Genomic DNA, 17,366 nt, shown 5'->3' on the forward strand with positions numbered 1-17,366 from the left:
GATTTACACTGTAATCTTTTTAGATAGAAGTCTGAAACTGAGTAGTAACGAGACCACTAATACTATTCCACACAGGGACATTACAGTAGCATACATTTCACCAGGATATAAATAAGATTCGTACGAGTTTATTAAAAAATAAGTAAGTAAGAACAGTAGAATACAAGCTGTAATATAGAGAATACCGTACAAAATACCAATTCCTCGATAACATCTCTCCAATAAGATAGCCGTAAAAATCACGATTATGGCAAGAAAACCTAGCCCATATACATATAAAAATTGCTCAAAATCAAGTGGCCATAATATTTTCAGTGCTTGGTTAGATTTGATAATCTCTGAGAAGAACGACTCTACTCGTAAGTCTGCGGGAACAATGAGCTTGAATATGATATTTCCCATAAAGAGTAAGAGCATTTGAAAAGATAACAGACTTAAAACAAAAAGAAAAATAGCTGTAATTTTTGCCAAATAGATATGGCGCCTAGCTGTTGGCAGCATCAACAACCGATACATAAATGTAGATCGCCCCACCACATCTCTATACCAAATGAGAAAAACATAGATAGCTAGTACCGCAATAGACATTAACATCGGAATAATGAACCAACGCTGCGAATTAAATATTATCCACGCAAACGACAGCGGTTTAAGTGTGTATTGGCCGTCTACGAAGCCCATGTGCTTTAGGTCACTCGGCAAAGCTATAATAAGTCCGGTTATTTGCAAAATTGCTGTAATGCCCATCAAGACCGCGAGAATATATCTGAATCGATGAATTTCCATATGTACAAGCTTTAAATATCTACTCAAGGTTGGTATACCTCCCGCATCACATCAATGACGGACTTCCCTTCACTGATGCGCATTTCTTCACAATCGAATTCCTTATGAACGATCCCGTCTTGTAGCAGTACAGCTTTATCGAATAGATGCTCCATATCATTGATTTCATGAGTGGTTAAAAGTACACCACGTTCCTCTATTAAGTGGCTTGAAAACACTTCAGCAATGGACTCTCTACTAAACATATCAATCCCCGAGAATGGCTCATCCATCAGTATATAATCAGTATTTTGGCTTAAGCCCAGTAATAAACTATACTTTGCCGCAGTCCCTTTAGATAAATTCCCAATTCTTTCTTTGGGATCTAGCTTGAAGAAACTCATTAGTTCAGTAGCACGCTCTGAATTCCAACTATTATAAAATTCATCCATAAATGCAACACCCTCTAATAATCGCATTCCGAGTGGCATGGTTAGATGATCGGGCACAAAAGCTAGTTTTTCATAAATTTCCTTACTAAGTGATTGACCATCAATTTGGATTGAACCACTTTTTAGTGGGGTCAAACCCATTATCGCTTTCATAATTGTCGTTTTTCCAGCACCGTTTATTCCTATAAGACAAGTAATTTCCCCTTTTTCCGCTTTAAATGTAACGCCGTTAAGTATCTTTCTCCTCATACGTTGCTTACAAATATTTGTAACCTCAATCATATTTCTTCTTCCCCTCCATCTATTTTGTATCTAATATACGAGCCACTCCGTACTTACTAGTTACTAATTCAATTAATTCTTCGAGTGAAACATCAATTTTATGTACAGATAAGAAGAAGCTATCTACCGCATCATTAAGTAGCTCTGCACGAATATCTTGTAAAACTCGTGCGTCATTTGTAATCCTACTTGGCAAATTTCCTTCTGTAATAATTAATAGCTGCTCTTCCATCTCCTTATAGGCTCGTTGTGCTGTATTAGGGTTAATTTTCATCTGAGCTCCTAATTCTCTCCGAGAAGGAATTACTTGTCCCGCTTGAAGCTTCCCGATTGCAATTTGCTCCTTAAAGTGACGGATGACCTGCAAATAGAGTGGGTCCCGACTATTGAAAGTAACCTCTGTCCATACTCCACTTTCTTTCATACGATGACCTCTCATTCTTATTGAGTGTATGTATTAAGCAGTTAATACACTTTAACTGTATTATGCACTTAATACACTTTTATGTCAATTGTTGGATTATTATATATATGATATCTATTTTTAGTAATTTACGTAATCTTTCTGTACATATGATCCTGCTTGTGTATATACAGATTTAAGATCATGGATCTACGCTAGAAGCATCTCGAGTCTGTGATTTACGGGTTTCAGAACTAACATCTGGAATCTAGGATTTTGGGTTTTGAAAAAAATCAAACAAAAAGGCTGTAATCAAACTAGTTTTACTAGTTTGACTACAGCCTCTGAATCATCTCAATATTATTGAGATGATTTATCTCTTTACTGAATGAAGCATCGTATTTCAACAGCTAACCATCTTACTTCACAGCTAGTAGTAATTCTTTTTTACTTGATTCAAAAGCAACTAGCAATGCATCTTCACCAGCATGACCTTCTTGCTGTGCTGATTTAATATGCTGTAGCATTTTTTTATAATCTTTCGGAATGACTTTAACAAAGTTTTTCAACTCTGCATTAAACTCACCTAGAATACGAGAAGCTACTTCACTTTCCGTATAAATGACATGCTTCTGTAACATTGAACGAAGTTCTTCAACATCTTCATGCTCTTCGATATGCTCAAGAAGAATCATTTCTAGATTACTATGGCTTAATAATAGACGGTCTGGATCGTATACGTAAGCTACGCCACCAGACATACCAGCACCAAAGTTACGTCCTGTCTCACCTAGAACCACTACACGTCCGCCAGTCATATATTCACAGCCATGGTCACCAACACCTTCAACGACTACATTAGCACCTGAGTTTCTAACTGCGAATCTCTCACCAGCTATACCGCGAATATAAGCTTCTCCACCAGTTGCACCATATAATACTGTATTACCAGTAATAACATTTTCCTCAGCAACAAATGTAGAACGTTTAGATGGCGCTACGATAATTTTACCACCTGATAGTCCTTTACCGAAGTAATCATTCGTATCACCCTCAACGGAAAGCGTAATCCCTTTCGGAACAAATGCACCGAATGATTGACCAGCTGTACCGACAAATTGATACCAGATTGTATCTTCAGGAAGTCCTTTCGCACCATAGCGACTAGTGACCTCAAAACCAAGCGTTGTACCAACAACACGGTCTGTGTTCAATATTGGGAACGTACCACGAACTTGTTCACCATTCTCAAGTGCCACTGTTGCATTCGGGATAAGTTCTCTAGCATCAAGTGAAAGCTCTAGTCCATGATTTTGCACCTTAGAATTGTAACGAGTAGAACCTTCAGCAGGCTGTTGCTCGTGTAAAATTGCAGACAGATCAAGACCTTTAGTTTTCAAATGATCGGCAAGTACCTTTGTTTGTAGACGGTCTACGCGACCAACCATATCTTGAACGCTGCGGAAGCCAAGCTCCGCCATAATTTCACGTAACTCCTCAGCAATAAAACGCAGGTAGTTTACGATATGCGATGGATCACCCGTGAACTTTTTACGAAGCTCAGGGTTTTGCGTAGCTACTCCAACTGGGCAAGTATCTAATTGACATACGCGCATCATAACGCAACCTAGAACAACGAGTGGAGCTGTGGAGAAGCCAAATTCTTCTGCACCAAGTAATGCAGCAATGGCAACATCACGACCATTCATCATTTTACCGTCAGATTCAAGTACGATCCGATCACGTAAGTTATTCAACATCAATGTTTGATGTGTTTCTGCAAGTCCAAGCTCCCAAGGAAGACCAGCATGACGAATAGATCCGATAGGAGAAGCACCTGTACCACCGTCATAACCACTAATCATAATTAGATCAGCGCGACCTTTTGCAACGCCTGCTGCAATTGTTCCAACACCTGCACCAGACACTAGCTTCACACTAATACGGGCACGAGGGTTAGCATTCTTTAAGTCATGAATTAATTCAGCCAAATCCTCGATTGAATAAATATCATGATGCGGTGGAGGTGAGATAAGACCAACTCCTGGAGTAGAACCACGAACTTCCGCAACCCAAGGATACACTTTCTGACCTGGAAGTTGACCACCTTCCCCTGGTTTAGCACCTTGTGCCATCTTAATCTGAATTTCATCAGCATTAACAAGGTAATGACTCGTTACACCGAATCGACCAGACGCAACTTGTTTAATCGCACTACGACGTAGATCACCATTCTCATCAGCAATAAAGCGTGATGGATGTTCTCCACCTTCACCTGTATTAGATTTACCACCAAGACGGTTCATTGCAATAGCTAAGCTTTCATGAGCTTCTTGGCTAATAGAACCATATGACATTGCACCTGTTTTGAAACGTTTCACGATGGAATCTACCGATTCAACTTCTTCAAGTGGAATAGATTGACCGTCTGTTTTGAAGTCGATTAGAGAACGCAACATAAGGTGCTTTTTGTTCTCACCTTGAACTAGGGTTGAGAATTTTTTGTATAATTTATAGTCATTGTTACGAGCTGATGTTTGAAGTGTATGAATTGTCTGTGGAGTAAGTAGATGATCCTCACCATCACGTCTCCATTGATATTCACCGCCAGAATCAAGTTCACTTTCAGCACCTTCTTGTGCGGCAAATCCACGATCATGTGAATTTTGAGCATCTTTAGCAATTTGCTCAAGATCAATACCGCCAATTCTAGATGGAGTCCAAGTGAAATATTTCTCGATCAAACTTTCTTGTAACCCAACTGCTTCAAAAATTTGAGCACCACGATATGACTGAATAGTGGAAATACCCATTTTGGATAATACTTTAACTACACCTTTAGTCGCTGCTTTAATGTAGTTCTTCACAGCTTTTTCATAAGTTACGCCGCGCATTGATCCATTGGCAACCATATCTTCAAATGTTTCATATACAAGATAAGGGTTAATAACGTTAACACCGTATCCAAGCAATAATGCAAAGTGATGTACTTCCCTAGGTTCACCAGATTCAAGTAGAATCGATACTTTTGTACGAGTACCTGTACGAATAAGATGATGATGAAGGGAAGATACAGCAAGCAATGCTGGTATTGCCGCATTTTCTTGATTGACGCCACGATCAGATAGAATAATTAAGTTATGACCTTTCTCAATAACACGATCTGCTGCAGCAAACATCTCATCCAAAGCTGTCTCAATTCCAGTAGCCCCGCTACCAGCAGGGAAGAACATTGGAATAGTTATTGCTTTGAATCCTTCACGACGGATATGACGTAGCTTAGCAAATTGTTCATTAGACAAGAATGGCGTGTCTAATTTCACATGGCGGCAGCTTTCTGGTTCTGGATTCAATAAATTGCGCTCAGGTCCTATTGTCGTAATAGTCGATGTAACAAGCTCCTCACGAATCGCATCAATTGGCGGGTTAGTTACTTGTGCAAACAATTGTTTGAAGTAGTTATAGAGCATCTGTGGACGCTCTGATAACACCGCTAGTGGCGCATCATAGCCCATTGAGCTCAAAGGTTCTTGACCACCAAGTGCCATCGGCTCCATTACTTTACGAATTTCTTCGTAAGTATAGCCAAAAGCTTGTTGACGTTGTTGCAAGCTTTCTTTACGAACTTCCGGCAACGTAGGTGCATCTGGCAAATCAGTTAAAGCAACAAGATGCTCATCAAGCCACTGTTGATAAGGCTGCTCAGCAGCAATCATTGCTTTTATCTCCTCATCCGGTACAATACAACCTTTCGCTGTATCCACGAGAAGCATACGACCTGGACGTAGGCGGTCTTTATATACGATATCTTCTGGGGCAACTGGTACTGCGCCTGCCTCAGATCCTAGAATGATATGATCATCTTTTGTTACATAGTAACGAGCTGGACGTAGTCCATTACGGTCAAGCATTGCACCGATCTGCACTCCATCTGTAAAGCCCATTGCTGCTGGACCATCCCAAGGCTCCATCAATGAACTATGATATTCGTAGAACGCTTTACGATCTTTATCCATATTTTCGTGGTTAGACCAAGGCTCTGGAACCATCATCATAGCTACATGCGGAAGAGAACGTCCTGCAAGCGATAAAAATTCGAACGTATTATCAAACATCGCAGTATCAGATCCATCCGGAGCAATAATTGGTTTGATTTTTTCTAGATCATCACCAAACAATTCACTTGCGAACAATGTTTGACGAGCATGCATCCAGTTCACATTACCTCGTAATGTATTAATTTCACCATTGTGAATCATATAGTGGAATGGATGTGCTCTTTCCCAGCTTGGGAATGTATTTGTACTGAAGCGAGAATGTACAAGAGCCATAGCAGATTCTACAGCAGCATTGTTCAATTCGATATAGAATGAGCCAACTTGCTCCGTTGTAAGCATACCTTTGTATACAATTTTGCGGGAAGACATACTAGAGAAGTAGAACATCTCTCCACCTGCTTGCTCTCCGTAACGAATCGCAAGCTCAGCACGTTTACGAATGACGTACAATTTTCGTTCAAATGAAAGAGTATCCGCAAGGGCAGCATTACGTCTAATAAATACTTGAGCCACAAACGGCTTTACAGACAATGCAGATTTCCCAAGCTTCTCATCGTTTGTTGGAACTTCACGGAAGCCGATCAATTGTTGACCTTCTTCAGCAATAATGGAGGCTAATTTATCCTCGATACCAGAACGTTCCTCTGCATTTTGAGGCATAAACATCATACCAACTGCATAGTTTTCTGGTTCAGGTAGAACAATACCTTCCTTATTAAGTTCACTTACGAAAAATGCATGTGGGATTTGAATTAATATCCCTGCGCCATCTCCTGTATTAGGCTCACTACCTTGACCACCGCGATGCTCCATATTTTCAAGCAATTGTAGCGCTTTACTAATAACATCATGAGACTTTACGCCTTTAATACTAGCGACAAATCCCATACCACAAGCATCTTTTTCAAATTGCGGGTCATATAGTCCTTGTCTAGGAGGTAAACTAACTGTTTGGTTTTTCATCGTATATTTCCCCTCTATATTAAAAATAAAGAATATTAATTAACTGCTTCTTCTTTAAGGAAAGTTATTATAAAATAGTAGAGAGTGTATTATTCCCTACAACCTCCCAATATTTATTGTTCATCTTGTCTAAATTACATTGTGATTTTTTGTGGTTTTCACACAATCAATACACAAAGCAATCTAAACAACGATTAGGAATAATATAATATTAGCACTATTTGAATAATAAATATAGAGGGAATATACCGAAAAACCTTGATACACAAGGGAATTGACTAGAAGGGATTTGTACTTTATGTATACTAATTTACAGTTTAAAAATTTCAGAGGAAGCGTCGTCATCGCCGCAATAACCGCGCTATTACTTGTATTTTCTGTCTTTTTTCCGATTTCTGCATACGCTGAACAACCATTGATCAGTAACGGAAAAATACAAACGAAAAAAAATAATTTTAATGTTGTAGTTTTAGGTGATTCTTTGGCTGCTGGTTACCAAAAAGGGTTTGATACGACTTCCGTACCTTATGGATTCGGAGAAATCGTTTATGAACAAGCCATGTTTCAAGGTAATCGTGCAACCTATGCGAATTACGGAGTATTGGGATTACGTTCAAAAGGATTATTAAATTGGTTAAATGCTGCTGAGAAACAACAATTTATTACTGCAAATGACGTACAACAAGGATTGAACGATCCAAGAGTGGATACGCTAATTGGAGACACTAAGGCACTATATGAGTCCATTACTGGTGCTGACCTTATCGTACTTGCTATTGGCGGAAATGACTTTTTGAACATTCTTGCAGGGTTAGACCTAACGAAAAGCGTCTCTTCTATGAGTGCTGATGAGAAAAATGCACTTGTAACCCAACTACAAACATCTACTGACGAATACAAAAAGAATTTGACAGCTATTCTAACTACTATTCAAAGTCTTAATCCCGATGTTATTATTGCAAGCCAAAATCAATATCTTCCACTTCCCAAACTAACAATCAACGGCCAAGTATTTTATGGTGATGTTCCAAAAGATTTAGCTGAATTACTTATCGGAGCACAAACCAACTTAAATAAAGAATTTGATACCGTTATTGAAGTTTTCAAGAAATCAGGGTTACACATTGATTATATTGATGCTGCCAGTGTTATAGACGGAAATGCTATCGGTTTAACTGATATCGTAACATTAGATGTACATCCAAATGCTACAGGGTATCAAAAATTAGGGGAAGCCTATAGTAACTTGCTATGGGGAGAATTCAAAACTGCAGCGGCACGAAAAGCTGGAGATCCATTGTCTGTTATCGTGAATGGCCAAGACGTGGTAAGTAACTATCCGACAAAAGTTATTAATGGTCGTACTTATCTTGTTTTACGTGATATTACAACTGCAGTTGGAGCAGAACTATCATGGAGCAATAAAACACAGACAGCCACTGTTCAATTAAACAATCGTACAGTGGAGTTGAAAGTTGGTTCTAATACTTATGTCGTTAACGGTAAATCATATCCTTTAGATGCTCCTGTATTTTTAGAGACTATCGGTAAAGAAAATAAAACGTATGTACCAATTGCCGCTCTATCTTCAGGTTTAGACTTATTCGTTCAATATTGGGGCAAACAAAAACTAGTATTTGTTAATAATTAAATAACGCCTCGTAGCTTATTCGCAGTTGAATAAGCTACAACGCTAATCATTGTTATCAGAATCTGCTTTTTGAACTACTTCTTCCAATAATGGATCAAAACCTTCGCTTGTCAGCACCAAGAAGATGGAGCGCTACTTGCGGAAGGAGGAAACGCAAGTGTACGTACCTGGTACACGCGTACCAAACTTCCCAAGTTCGCTTCATATTCGATGCCGACTAAGCAACAGCGTGTTACATCGTGATCACAAGTGGATGTTTTGAACTACTTCTCGTAATCTTGTAGTAGTTCTTTAAGGATGACAAGACTCTTCCCCGTCCATTGATTGAGTTTGTGCAATTGATTCAACTGTTGATGGGCAGCTATAAGTAACGATTCTTTATAGTCTGGAATTGAACCACTATATGGTTGAACATCTCTAGGTAATACCGTCGTTTTTTCTGTGTAACTAAGTGCTCTACGTTCATGAAACATAGCTACATCAGGTTCATTAGGATTATGTAAATCACCTTGATCAGGATGTTTAATAACCGCAAGTATTTTCACAACAAGTCGTGGAGAATAAATCTCATATACTTCACCAATATAAATACCTGTACGTACCTTTGCTTGTACAAGTTGACCAATTACATACGCTGATTGCTGTTCCATTTTGGACCTCCTACAACTTTTCATTAGATTATTGATTCACTTCATGGCGAATGAAAAGTTACATCGGAAGCATATACTTCTACTTTTCATTAGATTGTTGATTCACTTCATTACGAATGAAAAGTCACATTGGAAGCATATACTTTTACTTTTCATTTAAAATTACTGTAAATGAAGAAGATATGAATAGCAAGCAGAATAAACTGGACTTGTATAACATTGTGCAGGCAAGTAATATGATAGATATAAAGAAGGTGAATTTATGAGTAAGAAAAGAGTATTGCTGCTATCCGAAGGCTTTGGTTCCGGCCATACCCAAGCAGCTCATGCTCTTAGTGAAGGATTAAAACAACTTAATCCTGATCTTTCAACTAAAGTATTTGAGTTAGGTAGCTTTCTCAATCCAACAGTAGCTCCGCTCATCATCAGCGCCTACCGTAAGACGGTTAGTTCTCAGCCGGGTGTTGTAGGGATGATGTATCGAAGTAACTATCGTAAACCAGCGAACGGTATTACTAAGCTAGCACTCCATAGATTATTTTATACACAAGCACTAAGAATCGTGCAACAGTTAAAGCCAGATATTATTATATGTACACACCCTATTCCTAATATGATCATTTCTCGTCTGAGAAAACATCGTATAAAGACACCTTTAATTACAGTAATTACTGATTACGACGCACATGGTTCTTGGGTAAATAAAGAGGTTAACCAATATCTAGTCTCTACTACTAATGTAAAGCAACGACTACTTGATAAAGGTGTAAGAGAAAACCAAATTTCTGTAACTGGGATTCCTATCCACCCAAAATTTTGGAAAGCTATTGATCGTGATCATATCCGTTCTCGTTTCCATCTTCAAAACTTACCTACTGTATTAATTATGGGCGGTGGCTGGGGATTACTTCATGAAGATAGTGCTTTATCTTATATGACCAAATGGAGAGAAACAACGCAACTGATCATCTGTGTAGGTTCCAATGACGACATGAGAAAAAAACTGTTGGATGATCCACTATTCCAACATCACAACATACATATTATTGGCTTTACCGCTTATATTAATGAATTAATGGATGTCTGTGATATTTTAGTTACAAAGCCTGGTGGAATGACTTGCACTGAAGGATTTAACAAAGCATTACCGATGCTTTTCTATGAACCCATTCCAGGACAAGAAGAAGAAAATTGTGATCACTTTATAAATATGGGGTTTGGCGAAATGCTTACTTCAAATGACACCGTTGATCGATGGTTCAAATTATTGCACCAGGAACAAACTTTAGTAGAATATCGAAAAAAACTTAAAGAAATGCGAGACAGTACTTATTGTCCGCAAGCTTGCCCTAAGGCTGTACTGCAATTCATGTAGTACAGTTTTTTTGAAACCAATAATGGAGTATATCGTATTGTTTATTATTCATATATTAGTCCCGTATTTATGTTACACTGAATATACTTTACTAATAAAGGATTGTTATTTTTCAAACAATGTTAATATTGGTTGAGAGTTAAGATATACAATAAAAGGAGCACGCTTAGATGGATGCATTTCTCAAATTTTTGGAAAGTTTTGGTCCTTGGGGATTAGCCATACATTCCTTCCTAGACGCCGTAATTTTTCCTATTCCCGCATTTTTCACCCAAGTATCTTTAAGTATGGCTCATCCTCAATCAGCATTATGGCTCGCAACGATAGGTTTTATTGCTTGTTTGATTGGTACTCCAGTAGGATACCTTATAGGTAGATTTTTTGGTACCGCTATTTTACAACGTCTCCTAAAACCTGAATGGATTGAAAAAGCTACTCATTATTTCACGACGCGAGGTTCAAGCGCTATATTAATCGGAGCTTTTACCCCAATTCCATTTAAAGTGTTTACGATATTGTCTGGTGTAATGAAATATCCGTTATGGCAATTAATGGCTTATGCAGTAGTTGGTAGAGCGGTTAAATTCTACGCAGTAGGGATTCTATTCTATATGTATGGTAAAGCAGCAGAATCTATGGTCTCTAGTGTATCATTATATATTTTCCTAATAGCTGTACCGATCATTGTTACCTTCATCCTTGTTCGTAAAAAACTAATGAAGCGAAAAGCGCTTAAAGCGTTAGCACTACAAGAAAATAGTAATCAAACTTTGGACTCGTAATATTCTTATTCTAATTAATAAAAAGCAGCATCTAACATGGAGGGGACTATCCTCACCGTAGAAGCTGCTTTTTATATTTCATTTTTTTATATACAAACAGAAAAAGATGCATGTGTAATTCGACAGTTAAACTGTGTCATCACGATGCATCTTTCTGGAGAACTATTTCGTTACTATTTTATTGCGCTACCGCCATATAAGAAACGATATTCCCATGACGTACCTGTAACTTTACTAGTTGTTACGCCGCCACCTGCATTGGAGTAAGTATGAAGAACTTTTCCATCACCCAAATAAATCCCTACGTGAGTAATCGTCTGAGTGGATTTATTAATACCAGTGTAGCTAGATTTGTTTGATCCCTTAGAAGACATGAAGAACATTAAGTCTCCTCGTTTCAATTGAGAGACACTAGTTACTGTATTACCAAGCCCTTTAACATACGTCCCTTGCTTTCTAGAGTCCGCTGGCAAAGTAACACCTAGTGCATCCTTAAAGGCTTGTCTAACAAAGGCTGAACAATCAAAAGTAGCCGTCGAATTACGATCAGATCCATATTCATATGGAGTTCCTAAATATTTCATTCCTGCAGCAATTACTTTTTCTACAGATGAGCTAGTAGCTGAATTTGAGGTATCAGAACTTGAACCACTGTTTGATCCGCTACTAGAACCGTTTGAACTAGATCCACTATTAGAACCTGAATTGTTGGATGAACTTCCTACAACTTCAGTGTACTTACTCGCATTGGATATATATCCTTTTTTACCGTTTTTATCTTGGACTTGAAGCCATCCATTAGATGCAATTCCAATAACAGTAACAGTCTCGCCTTTCGATAACATTCTTACTACAGAGCTACTAGAGTTAGAACTAGTTCTCATATTAACTCCCCATGTTACTTCTGCCTGTTGATTAACCGCGCTTACTTCTGCTGCATATGCGCTAGGAGTCGCAGTAATAGACAGACCTCCTACGAATAAACTCACTGCAAGTGCTGCAGTTGTTACTTTGTATTTGATTGAATAACTCATTCTGCTATTCTTCCTTCCTCTTGCTGTATTCGCCTCGTTAAGCGTTGATGTCATTATAGGATTAAAAGGAAGGACTAGGCATCTGTCTACTTGCCTAATAAAGTATGACTGCAAATGAGTGAAAAATAGGTCGTAAAAAAGTGAGAGAATATTAATAAAGAGCGCATCTCAGAAGAGATGCGCCCTTATATATTTTCATTATTATAGTTACCTCGAAGCATATTCACATTAGTAAAGTGAGAACCTTCTCATTACTCTCTACTTTTCCCAAGTTATCATACAGGGACTTTAGAACCAATTATATAGGACCTCTATAATATTACCTTCATTTACCATTACTTTTGGATCAGAAATTTTATCCATTAAATCTTATTTTCTGTATTTATATGTTATATTCATCATTATTATTCTTTTGTTCTAATGGTTCTACATGCACATTTACATTTAGAATATTATGTTTTTTGAACAGTCTGCGCTCAATTTCATCACATATCGTATGACTCTCAATAAGTGATAACTCTGGATCAACCTGAACGCTAACTTCTACAAGTACATTATTACCATGAACTCTGGCCTTAAGATCTGTAATCTCACATACACCTTTCGTACTCGACACCGTATTATGAAGTTTTGTCAAAACCTTCTCGTCGATGCCATCGGTTAAAGCATGTGTAGATGTTGTAAAAATTTCCCACGCTGTTTTACAAATAATAATACCTACGATTAAAGCAGCCACTGGATCTAACCAAGGCATATTGAGTTGAGCTCCAAAAATACCTACAGCAGCACCAATACTTACTAAAGCATCGGATAAATTATCTTTTGCAGCAGCTTTTAACGCTTGATTATTAATTTTAGTAGCAAGTCGATTATTGTACGTATATACCGCTAACATTACAATTGCTGCTCCTATTGCGACCCAAGCAGTAAGTATATTGGGAGTATGATATTCCCCTCTAATCATTGTACCAATCGCATCAATAAGTACTTGAATCCCTACAGTAGCCATAATAAATGAGGCAACTAAAGCTGCTATCGTCTCTGCACGAAAATGTCCGTACGGATGATCTTCGTCAGGTGGCTTCTGAGATATTTTCAATCCAATCAAAACAGCTATCGAAGCAATAATATCCGTGACATTGTTGTATCCATCTGCTACGAGTGCGCCTGATAAGAAAATATAACCTATAATTAGTTTAATCGATGAAAGGACTAGGTATGCAGCAATGCTAATCCATGCACCCTTTTCGCCTTCTTTTATTTCTTCATACTGCGTCAATGCCTGATACCTCCTGATCCGTACTTAAATCTACTAACGTATCATACACGATACAACTAATGTGGGTCTACAGAAACAGTGTTGACCTAATGCGGAACTTTATGCCCCAGTGCAACAAGTTATGATGAATCCAACAATGTGAGCTTCACTAAAAACCTCAATATATACATAAATAAGCATAAAAAAAAGCCTCTGATGACCTAGATATAGAACAACTAGGTCATTAGAGGCTTATTTATTATTAAAGTGTACCACCGTACATTTTTTCACGAAGTTCTTTAACTTCAGCATTTTCAAGATATTCATCGTAAGACATTAGACGATCGATTACACCAGTTGGAGTAAACTCGATAATACGATTCGCTACTGTTTGAACGAACTGATGGTCATGAGATGTGAATAGAATTGTACAATCCGTATCCATCAAACCATTATTCAATGCTGTAATGGATTCAAGGTCTAAATGGTTCGTTGGCTCATCCATAATGAATACGTTAGCACCTTCAAGCATCATTTTGGAAAGCATACAGCGAACTTTTTCTCCCCCTGAAAGCACACTTGCTTTCTTCATAGCTTCATCGCCGGAGAATAACATACGACCTAAGAAACCACGAAGGAATGTTTCGTCTGGATCTTTGGAATACTGACGTAACCACTCAACTAGGTTCATGTCAACATTATCAAAGTATTCGGAGTTATCTTTCGGGAAGTAGGTACGAGTTGTCGTAACTCCCCAAGAGAATGAACCAGCATCTGGCTCGCGCTCTCCAGAAATAGTTTGGAAAAATGCTGTTTTCGGAAGACCGTTAGGACCTACGAAAGCAATTTTATCACCTTTGTTAATAGCGATCGTCAAGTTATCAATTACTTTTTCACCATCGGCAGAAATCGTAAGAGCTTCTGTCATTAACAAGTGCTTCCCAGCTTCACGTTCACCTTTGAATTGAATAAACGGATATTTACGATTGGATGGACGAATATCGTCAAGAGTAATCTTTTCAAGCGCCTTTTTACGAGACGTTGCTTGTTTAGACTTCGACTTATTCGCACTGAAACGTAAAACAAACGCTTGAAGTTCTTTAACTTTATCTTCTTTTTTCTTATTCTCATTACGCATAAGAGCAAGAGCCAATTGACTGGACTCATACCAGAAGTCATAGTTACCAACATACATTTGAATTTTACCAAAGTCGATGTCAGCAATATGCGAACAAACTTCATTTAAGAAGTGACGGTCATGGCTGACTACAATTACAGTACCTTCATAGTCACCTAGGAAGTTCTCTAACCAACGAATAGATTCAATGTCAAGATGGTTGGTAGGCTCATCCAGCAATAGAATATTAGGTGAACCAAATAGTGCTTGTGCAAGTAATACTCGAACTTTCTCACTACCATCAAGTTCAGCCATTTGCTTGTAATGACTATCTGGACCAATACCTAGACCATTCAGCATTTCAGCAGCTTCCGATTCAGCTTCCCAACCGTTCATATCTGCGAAATCAGCTTCTAATTCTCCAGCACGCATGCCGTCTTCATCAGTAAAATCAGCCTTAGCATACAATGTATCTTTTTCTTTCATTACATCGTAAAGCTTTTTATGACCCATAATAACTGTTTCAAGCACTTGGAAATCATCATATGCATAATGATTCTGACTCAATACTGCAAGACGCTCACCTGGTGTAATGTGAACTTCACCTGATGACTGTTCTACTTCACCAGAAAGTATTTTAAGGAATGTTGATTTACCCGCACCGTTAGCACCGATAAGACCATAACAGTTACCAGGAGTGAATTTAATACTAACATCTTCAAAGAGCGCACGCTTACCAAATCGTAGCGTGATGCCACTTGTACTAATCATTACGTAATCCCGTCCTTCATTATCATTCTCGTTATCTCAGACTATTATAGCATAGTCTTACCTGTAAAAACGCCGTTTTCCATGAATTTTCTTATTCATTGTTCATAATTTACGTAAATCGCTTTATTAATACGTCTATATTTTGATATTGTATAAATAACTGTTACTCTTATAGTGATGAAATAATGCGGGTATCGTTGCAAGAACCAATTGCTGTTCCAATCGGTGTGTTGCGGGTATCGCTGCAAGAACCAATTGCTGTTCCAATCGCCGTTGTCCTCGGATTTATTGTAATAAGCATTAGCTGTAAAAATCCGAGGACAAAAACGAACGCTATCGCTTTTCCACTAGCAATTAGTTCTTTTCGCTACAGCATGTGTGGGGAAGTATAAAAATAGAGTACCGTTACTTTAAACAGCCGAAGTACGTACTTGTGAGTCAATTTAAATTAAGTTGTTACTAGGCGATGGAATAAATTGCATAGGTCATGTAACATCTATGCTTCCAATGTAACTTTTCATTTGCGAGAAGTTACATCAAGAAGCAAATAAATAGTTTTAGGAGGAATTATTATGAAGTTATTATCCATTGAACCTACACCAAGTCCGAATTCTATGAAGTTGAACTTGGATGAATCATTACCTAGAGGTCGCAGACTTACTTATTCGACCAAAGAAGCAAATGAACTTTCTGAACCATATCGCAGTCTTCTTACTATTCAAGGAGTAAGAAGCTTATTCCATACAGCCGACTTTATTGCGCTTGATCGTAAACCTGGAGCAGATTGGGCTGCCATCCTTGCAGAAGCGAGAACTATTTTACAAGCAGATCAAGAGTTAGGTGCAGCGATTGCTCAAGGCTCAGCAAGTTTTGGAGAAGCACAGGTACTCGTGCAAATGTTCCGTGGAATTCCTATTCAAGTACGAGTTCGTACCGTTGATGGCGAAGTTCGTGCTGCTTTACCACAAAAATTTATTGATACTGTTACGAAGGCTGCCGGTTCATCGATGATTCGTGAGCGAAAACTTGAAGAATTCGGTGTTCGCTACGGCGCTCCCGAAGATATCGCTACTGAAATTGTGCAGGAACTAGAAGCAAGCTATACAAGTGAGCGCCTTCAAAATCTCATTGAAGCTTCTCTTGCTATTGGCAGTGGCGATGATACCCCTATCGAAGTTGTAAGACCTTTACCACTTACTGGAGCAGAAGTATTAGAACAATTACATGAAGATGAGTGGCAAGTACGTTATGCCGCTTTTGAACGTTATACATTAGATGACGATGCAGTAGAAGTGTTACAAATTGCATTAGCAGATAGTAATGCATCGATAAGAAGACATGCTGTTATACTGCTTGGTGATCTACGTACAGAAGAAGCTATGTCACTATTATACAAAGCACTAGCTGACAGCTCTCCATCCGTTCGTAGAACTGCGGGAGATACATTGTCTGATCTAGGTGATGTTGGCGCGATAGAGCCTATGATCGTTGCTTTAGCAGATAAAAACAAACTTGTTCGTTGGCGCGCTGCCCGCTTCTTATACGAGGTTGGTGATGAACGTGCATTGGATGCATTACAAGTAGCTTCCAACGATCCAGAATTTGAAATTCAACTGCAAGCAAAAATTGCAATTGAACGTATTGAACGTGGTGAGGAAGCAGCCGGCTCAGTATGGCAGCAAATGACTGCTGCTCGGCAAAAGGAACAACAGTAAAGTAAGCGACATCTACGTTGACATTGCCCATATATATAAAAAGCTCGACTAACGTATCACTTGTTAGTCGAGCTTTTTCTTATATGCGAT

13 protein-coding genes are annotated in these 17,366 nt (G+C 38.4%); 5 read left to right on the forward strand and 8 right to left on the reverse strand.

The features are described from left to right. Nucleotides 1–3: 3 nt before the first annotated feature. The 4 genes from NV377_RS19535 to gltB form a co-directional block, all read right to left on the reverse strand. Complete coding sequence (locus NV377_RS19535; RefSeq protein ID WP_258202478.1) at nt 4–813, reverse strand: hypothetical protein; 810 nt, start codon at nt 811–813, stop codon at nt 4–6. Beyond that, a complete protein-coding gene (locus NV377_RS19540; protein WP_258202479.1) occupies nt 810–1,499 on the reverse strand; it encodes an ATP-binding cassette domain-containing protein in 690 nt (229 codons plus the stop codon). The genes NV377_RS19535 and NV377_RS19540 overlap by 4 nt, the downstream gene beginning before the upstream one ends. Before the next feature lie 19 nt (nt 1,500–1,518). Further along, nucleotides 1,519–1,923 carry a GntR family transcriptional regulator gene (locus NV377_RS19545; RefSeq protein WP_258202480.1) on the reverse strand — a complete coding sequence of 135 codons (405 nt, stop codon included), beginning with the start codon at nt 1,921–1,923 and terminating at the stop codon, nt 1,519–1,521. 398 nt (nt 1,924–2,321) lie between these two features. Further along, nucleotides 2,322–6,923, reverse strand: coding sequence for a glutamate synthase large subunit (gene gltB, locus NV377_RS19550; RefSeq protein ID WP_258202481.1), 4,602 nt, complete (start codon nt 6,921–6,923; stop codon nt 2,322–2,324). A 298-nt stretch (nt 6,924–7,221) separates the two neighbouring features. On the opposite strand from gltB, the gene NV377_RS19555 reads away from it, so the two are divergent. Continuing rightward, on the forward strand, nt 7,222–8,574 hold the full coding sequence (locus NV377_RS19555) for a stalk domain-containing protein (RefSeq protein WP_258202482.1): 1,353 nt from the start codon (nt 7,222–7,224) through the stop codon (nt 8,572–8,574). Nucleotides 8,575–8,837: 263 nt separating this feature from the next. Here NV377_RS19555 and kapB read toward each other — a convergent pair whose 3' ends face one another. Next, on the reverse strand, nt 8,838–9,224 hold the full coding sequence (kapB, locus tag NV377_RS19560; protein WP_258202483.1) for a sporulation phosphorelay system protein KapB: 387 nt from the start codon (nt 9,222–9,224) through the stop codon (nt 8,838–8,840). Nucleotides 9,225–9,486: 262 nt separating this feature from the next. On the opposite strand from kapB, the gene NV377_RS19565 reads away from it, so the two are divergent. Beyond that, nucleotides 9,487–10,599: an MGDG synthase family glycosyltransferase gene (locus NV377_RS19565; protein WP_258202484.1), complete on the forward strand. Its 1,113-nt coding sequence runs from the start codon at nt 9,487–9,489 to the stop codon at nt 10,597–10,599. 170 nt (nt 10,600–10,769) lie between these two features. Continuing rightward, nucleotides 10,770–11,381, forward strand: coding sequence for a YqaA family protein (locus tag NV377_RS19570; RefSeq protein WP_258202485.1), 612 nt, complete (start codon nt 10,770–10,772; stop codon nt 11,379–11,381). Nucleotides 11,382–11,554: 173 nt separating this feature from the next. On the opposite strand, the gene NV377_RS19575 is transcribed toward NV377_RS19570, so the two are convergent. The 3 genes from NV377_RS19575 to NV377_RS19585 form a co-directional block, all read right to left on the reverse strand. Beyond that, the gene (locus tag NV377_RS19575) at nt 11,555–12,415 is read right to left on the reverse strand and encodes a C40 family peptidase (protein WP_258202486.1); all 861 of its coding nucleotides are present in this window, start codon (nt 12,413–12,415) and stop codon (nt 11,555–11,557) included. Nucleotides 12,416–12,797: 382 nt separating this feature from the next. Further along, entirely contained in the window at nt 12,798–13,694 is an 897-nt protein-coding gene (locus tag NV377_RS19580; RefSeq protein WP_258202487.1) for a cation diffusion facilitator family transporter, read from the reverse strand. A 241-nt stretch (nt 13,695–13,935) separates the two neighbouring features. Then, the gene (locus NV377_RS19585) at nt 13,936–15,561 is read right to left on the reverse strand and encodes an ABC-F family ATP-binding cassette domain-containing protein (RefSeq protein ID WP_258202488.1); all 1,626 of its coding nucleotides are present in this window, start codon (nt 15,559–15,561) and stop codon (nt 13,936–13,938) included. Nucleotides 15,562–15,746: 185 nt separating this feature from the next. Between NV377_RS19585 and NV377_RS19590 the strand changes: the two genes are divergently transcribed. Both NV377_RS19590 and NV377_RS19595 read left to right on the forward strand, forming a co-directional pair. Next, nucleotides 15,747–15,953, forward strand: coding sequence for a hypothetical protein (locus NV377_RS19590; protein WP_258202489.1), 207 nt, complete (start codon nt 15,747–15,749; stop codon nt 15,951–15,953). Between the two features lie 180 nt (nt 15,954–16,133). Next, the gene (locus NV377_RS19595) at nt 16,134–17,276 is read left to right on the forward strand and encodes a virulence factor (protein WP_258202490.1); all 1,143 of its coding nucleotides are present in this window, start codon (nt 16,134–16,136) and stop codon (nt 17,274–17,276) included. Nucleotides 17,277–17,366: the final 90 nt, after the last annotated feature.

Source organism: Paenibacillus endoradicis, assembly GCF_024721975.1.

Coding starts and splice junctions, on each gene's coding strand:
- NV377_RS19540 (WP_258202479.1), bottom strand. CDS start 1,499: ATGATTGAGGTTACAAATATTTGTAAGCAACGTATGAGGAGAAAGATA.
- NV377_RS19545 (WP_258202480.1), bottom strand. CDS start 1,923: ATGAAAGAAAGTGGAGTATGGACAGAGGTTACTTTCAATAGTCGGGAC.
- gltB (WP_258202481.1), bottom strand. CDS start 6,923: ATGAAAAACCAAACAGTTAGTTTACCTCCTAGACAAGGACTATATGAC.
- NV377_RS19555 (WP_258202482.1), top strand. CDS start 7,222: ATGTATACTAATTTACAGTTTAAAAATTTCAGAGGAAGCGTCGTCATC.
- kapB (WP_258202483.1), bottom strand. CDS start 9,224: ATGGAACAGCAATCAGCGTATGTAATTGGTCAACTTGTACAAGCAAAG.
- NV377_RS19565 (WP_258202484.1), top strand. CDS start 9,487: ATGAGTAAGAAAAGAGTATTGCTGCTATCCGAAGGCTTTGGTTCCGGC.
- NV377_RS19570 (WP_258202485.1), top strand. CDS start 10,770: ATGGATGCATTTCTCAAATTTTTGGAAAGTTTTGGTCCTTGGGGATTA.
- NV377_RS19575 (WP_258202486.1), bottom strand. CDS start 12,415: ATGAGTTATTCAATCAAATACAAAGTAACAACTGCAGCACTTGCAGTG.
- NV377_RS19585 (WP_258202488.1), bottom strand. CDS start 15,561: ATGATTAGTACAAGTGGCATCACGCTACGATTTGGTAAGCGTGCGCTC.
- NV377_RS19590 (WP_258202489.1), top strand. CDS start 15,747: ATGCGGGTATCGTTGCAAGAACCAATTGCTGTTCCAATCGGTGTGTTG.
- NV377_RS19595 (WP_258202490.1), top strand. CDS start 16,134: ATGAAGTTATTATCCATTGAACCTACACCAAGTCCGAATTCTATGAAG.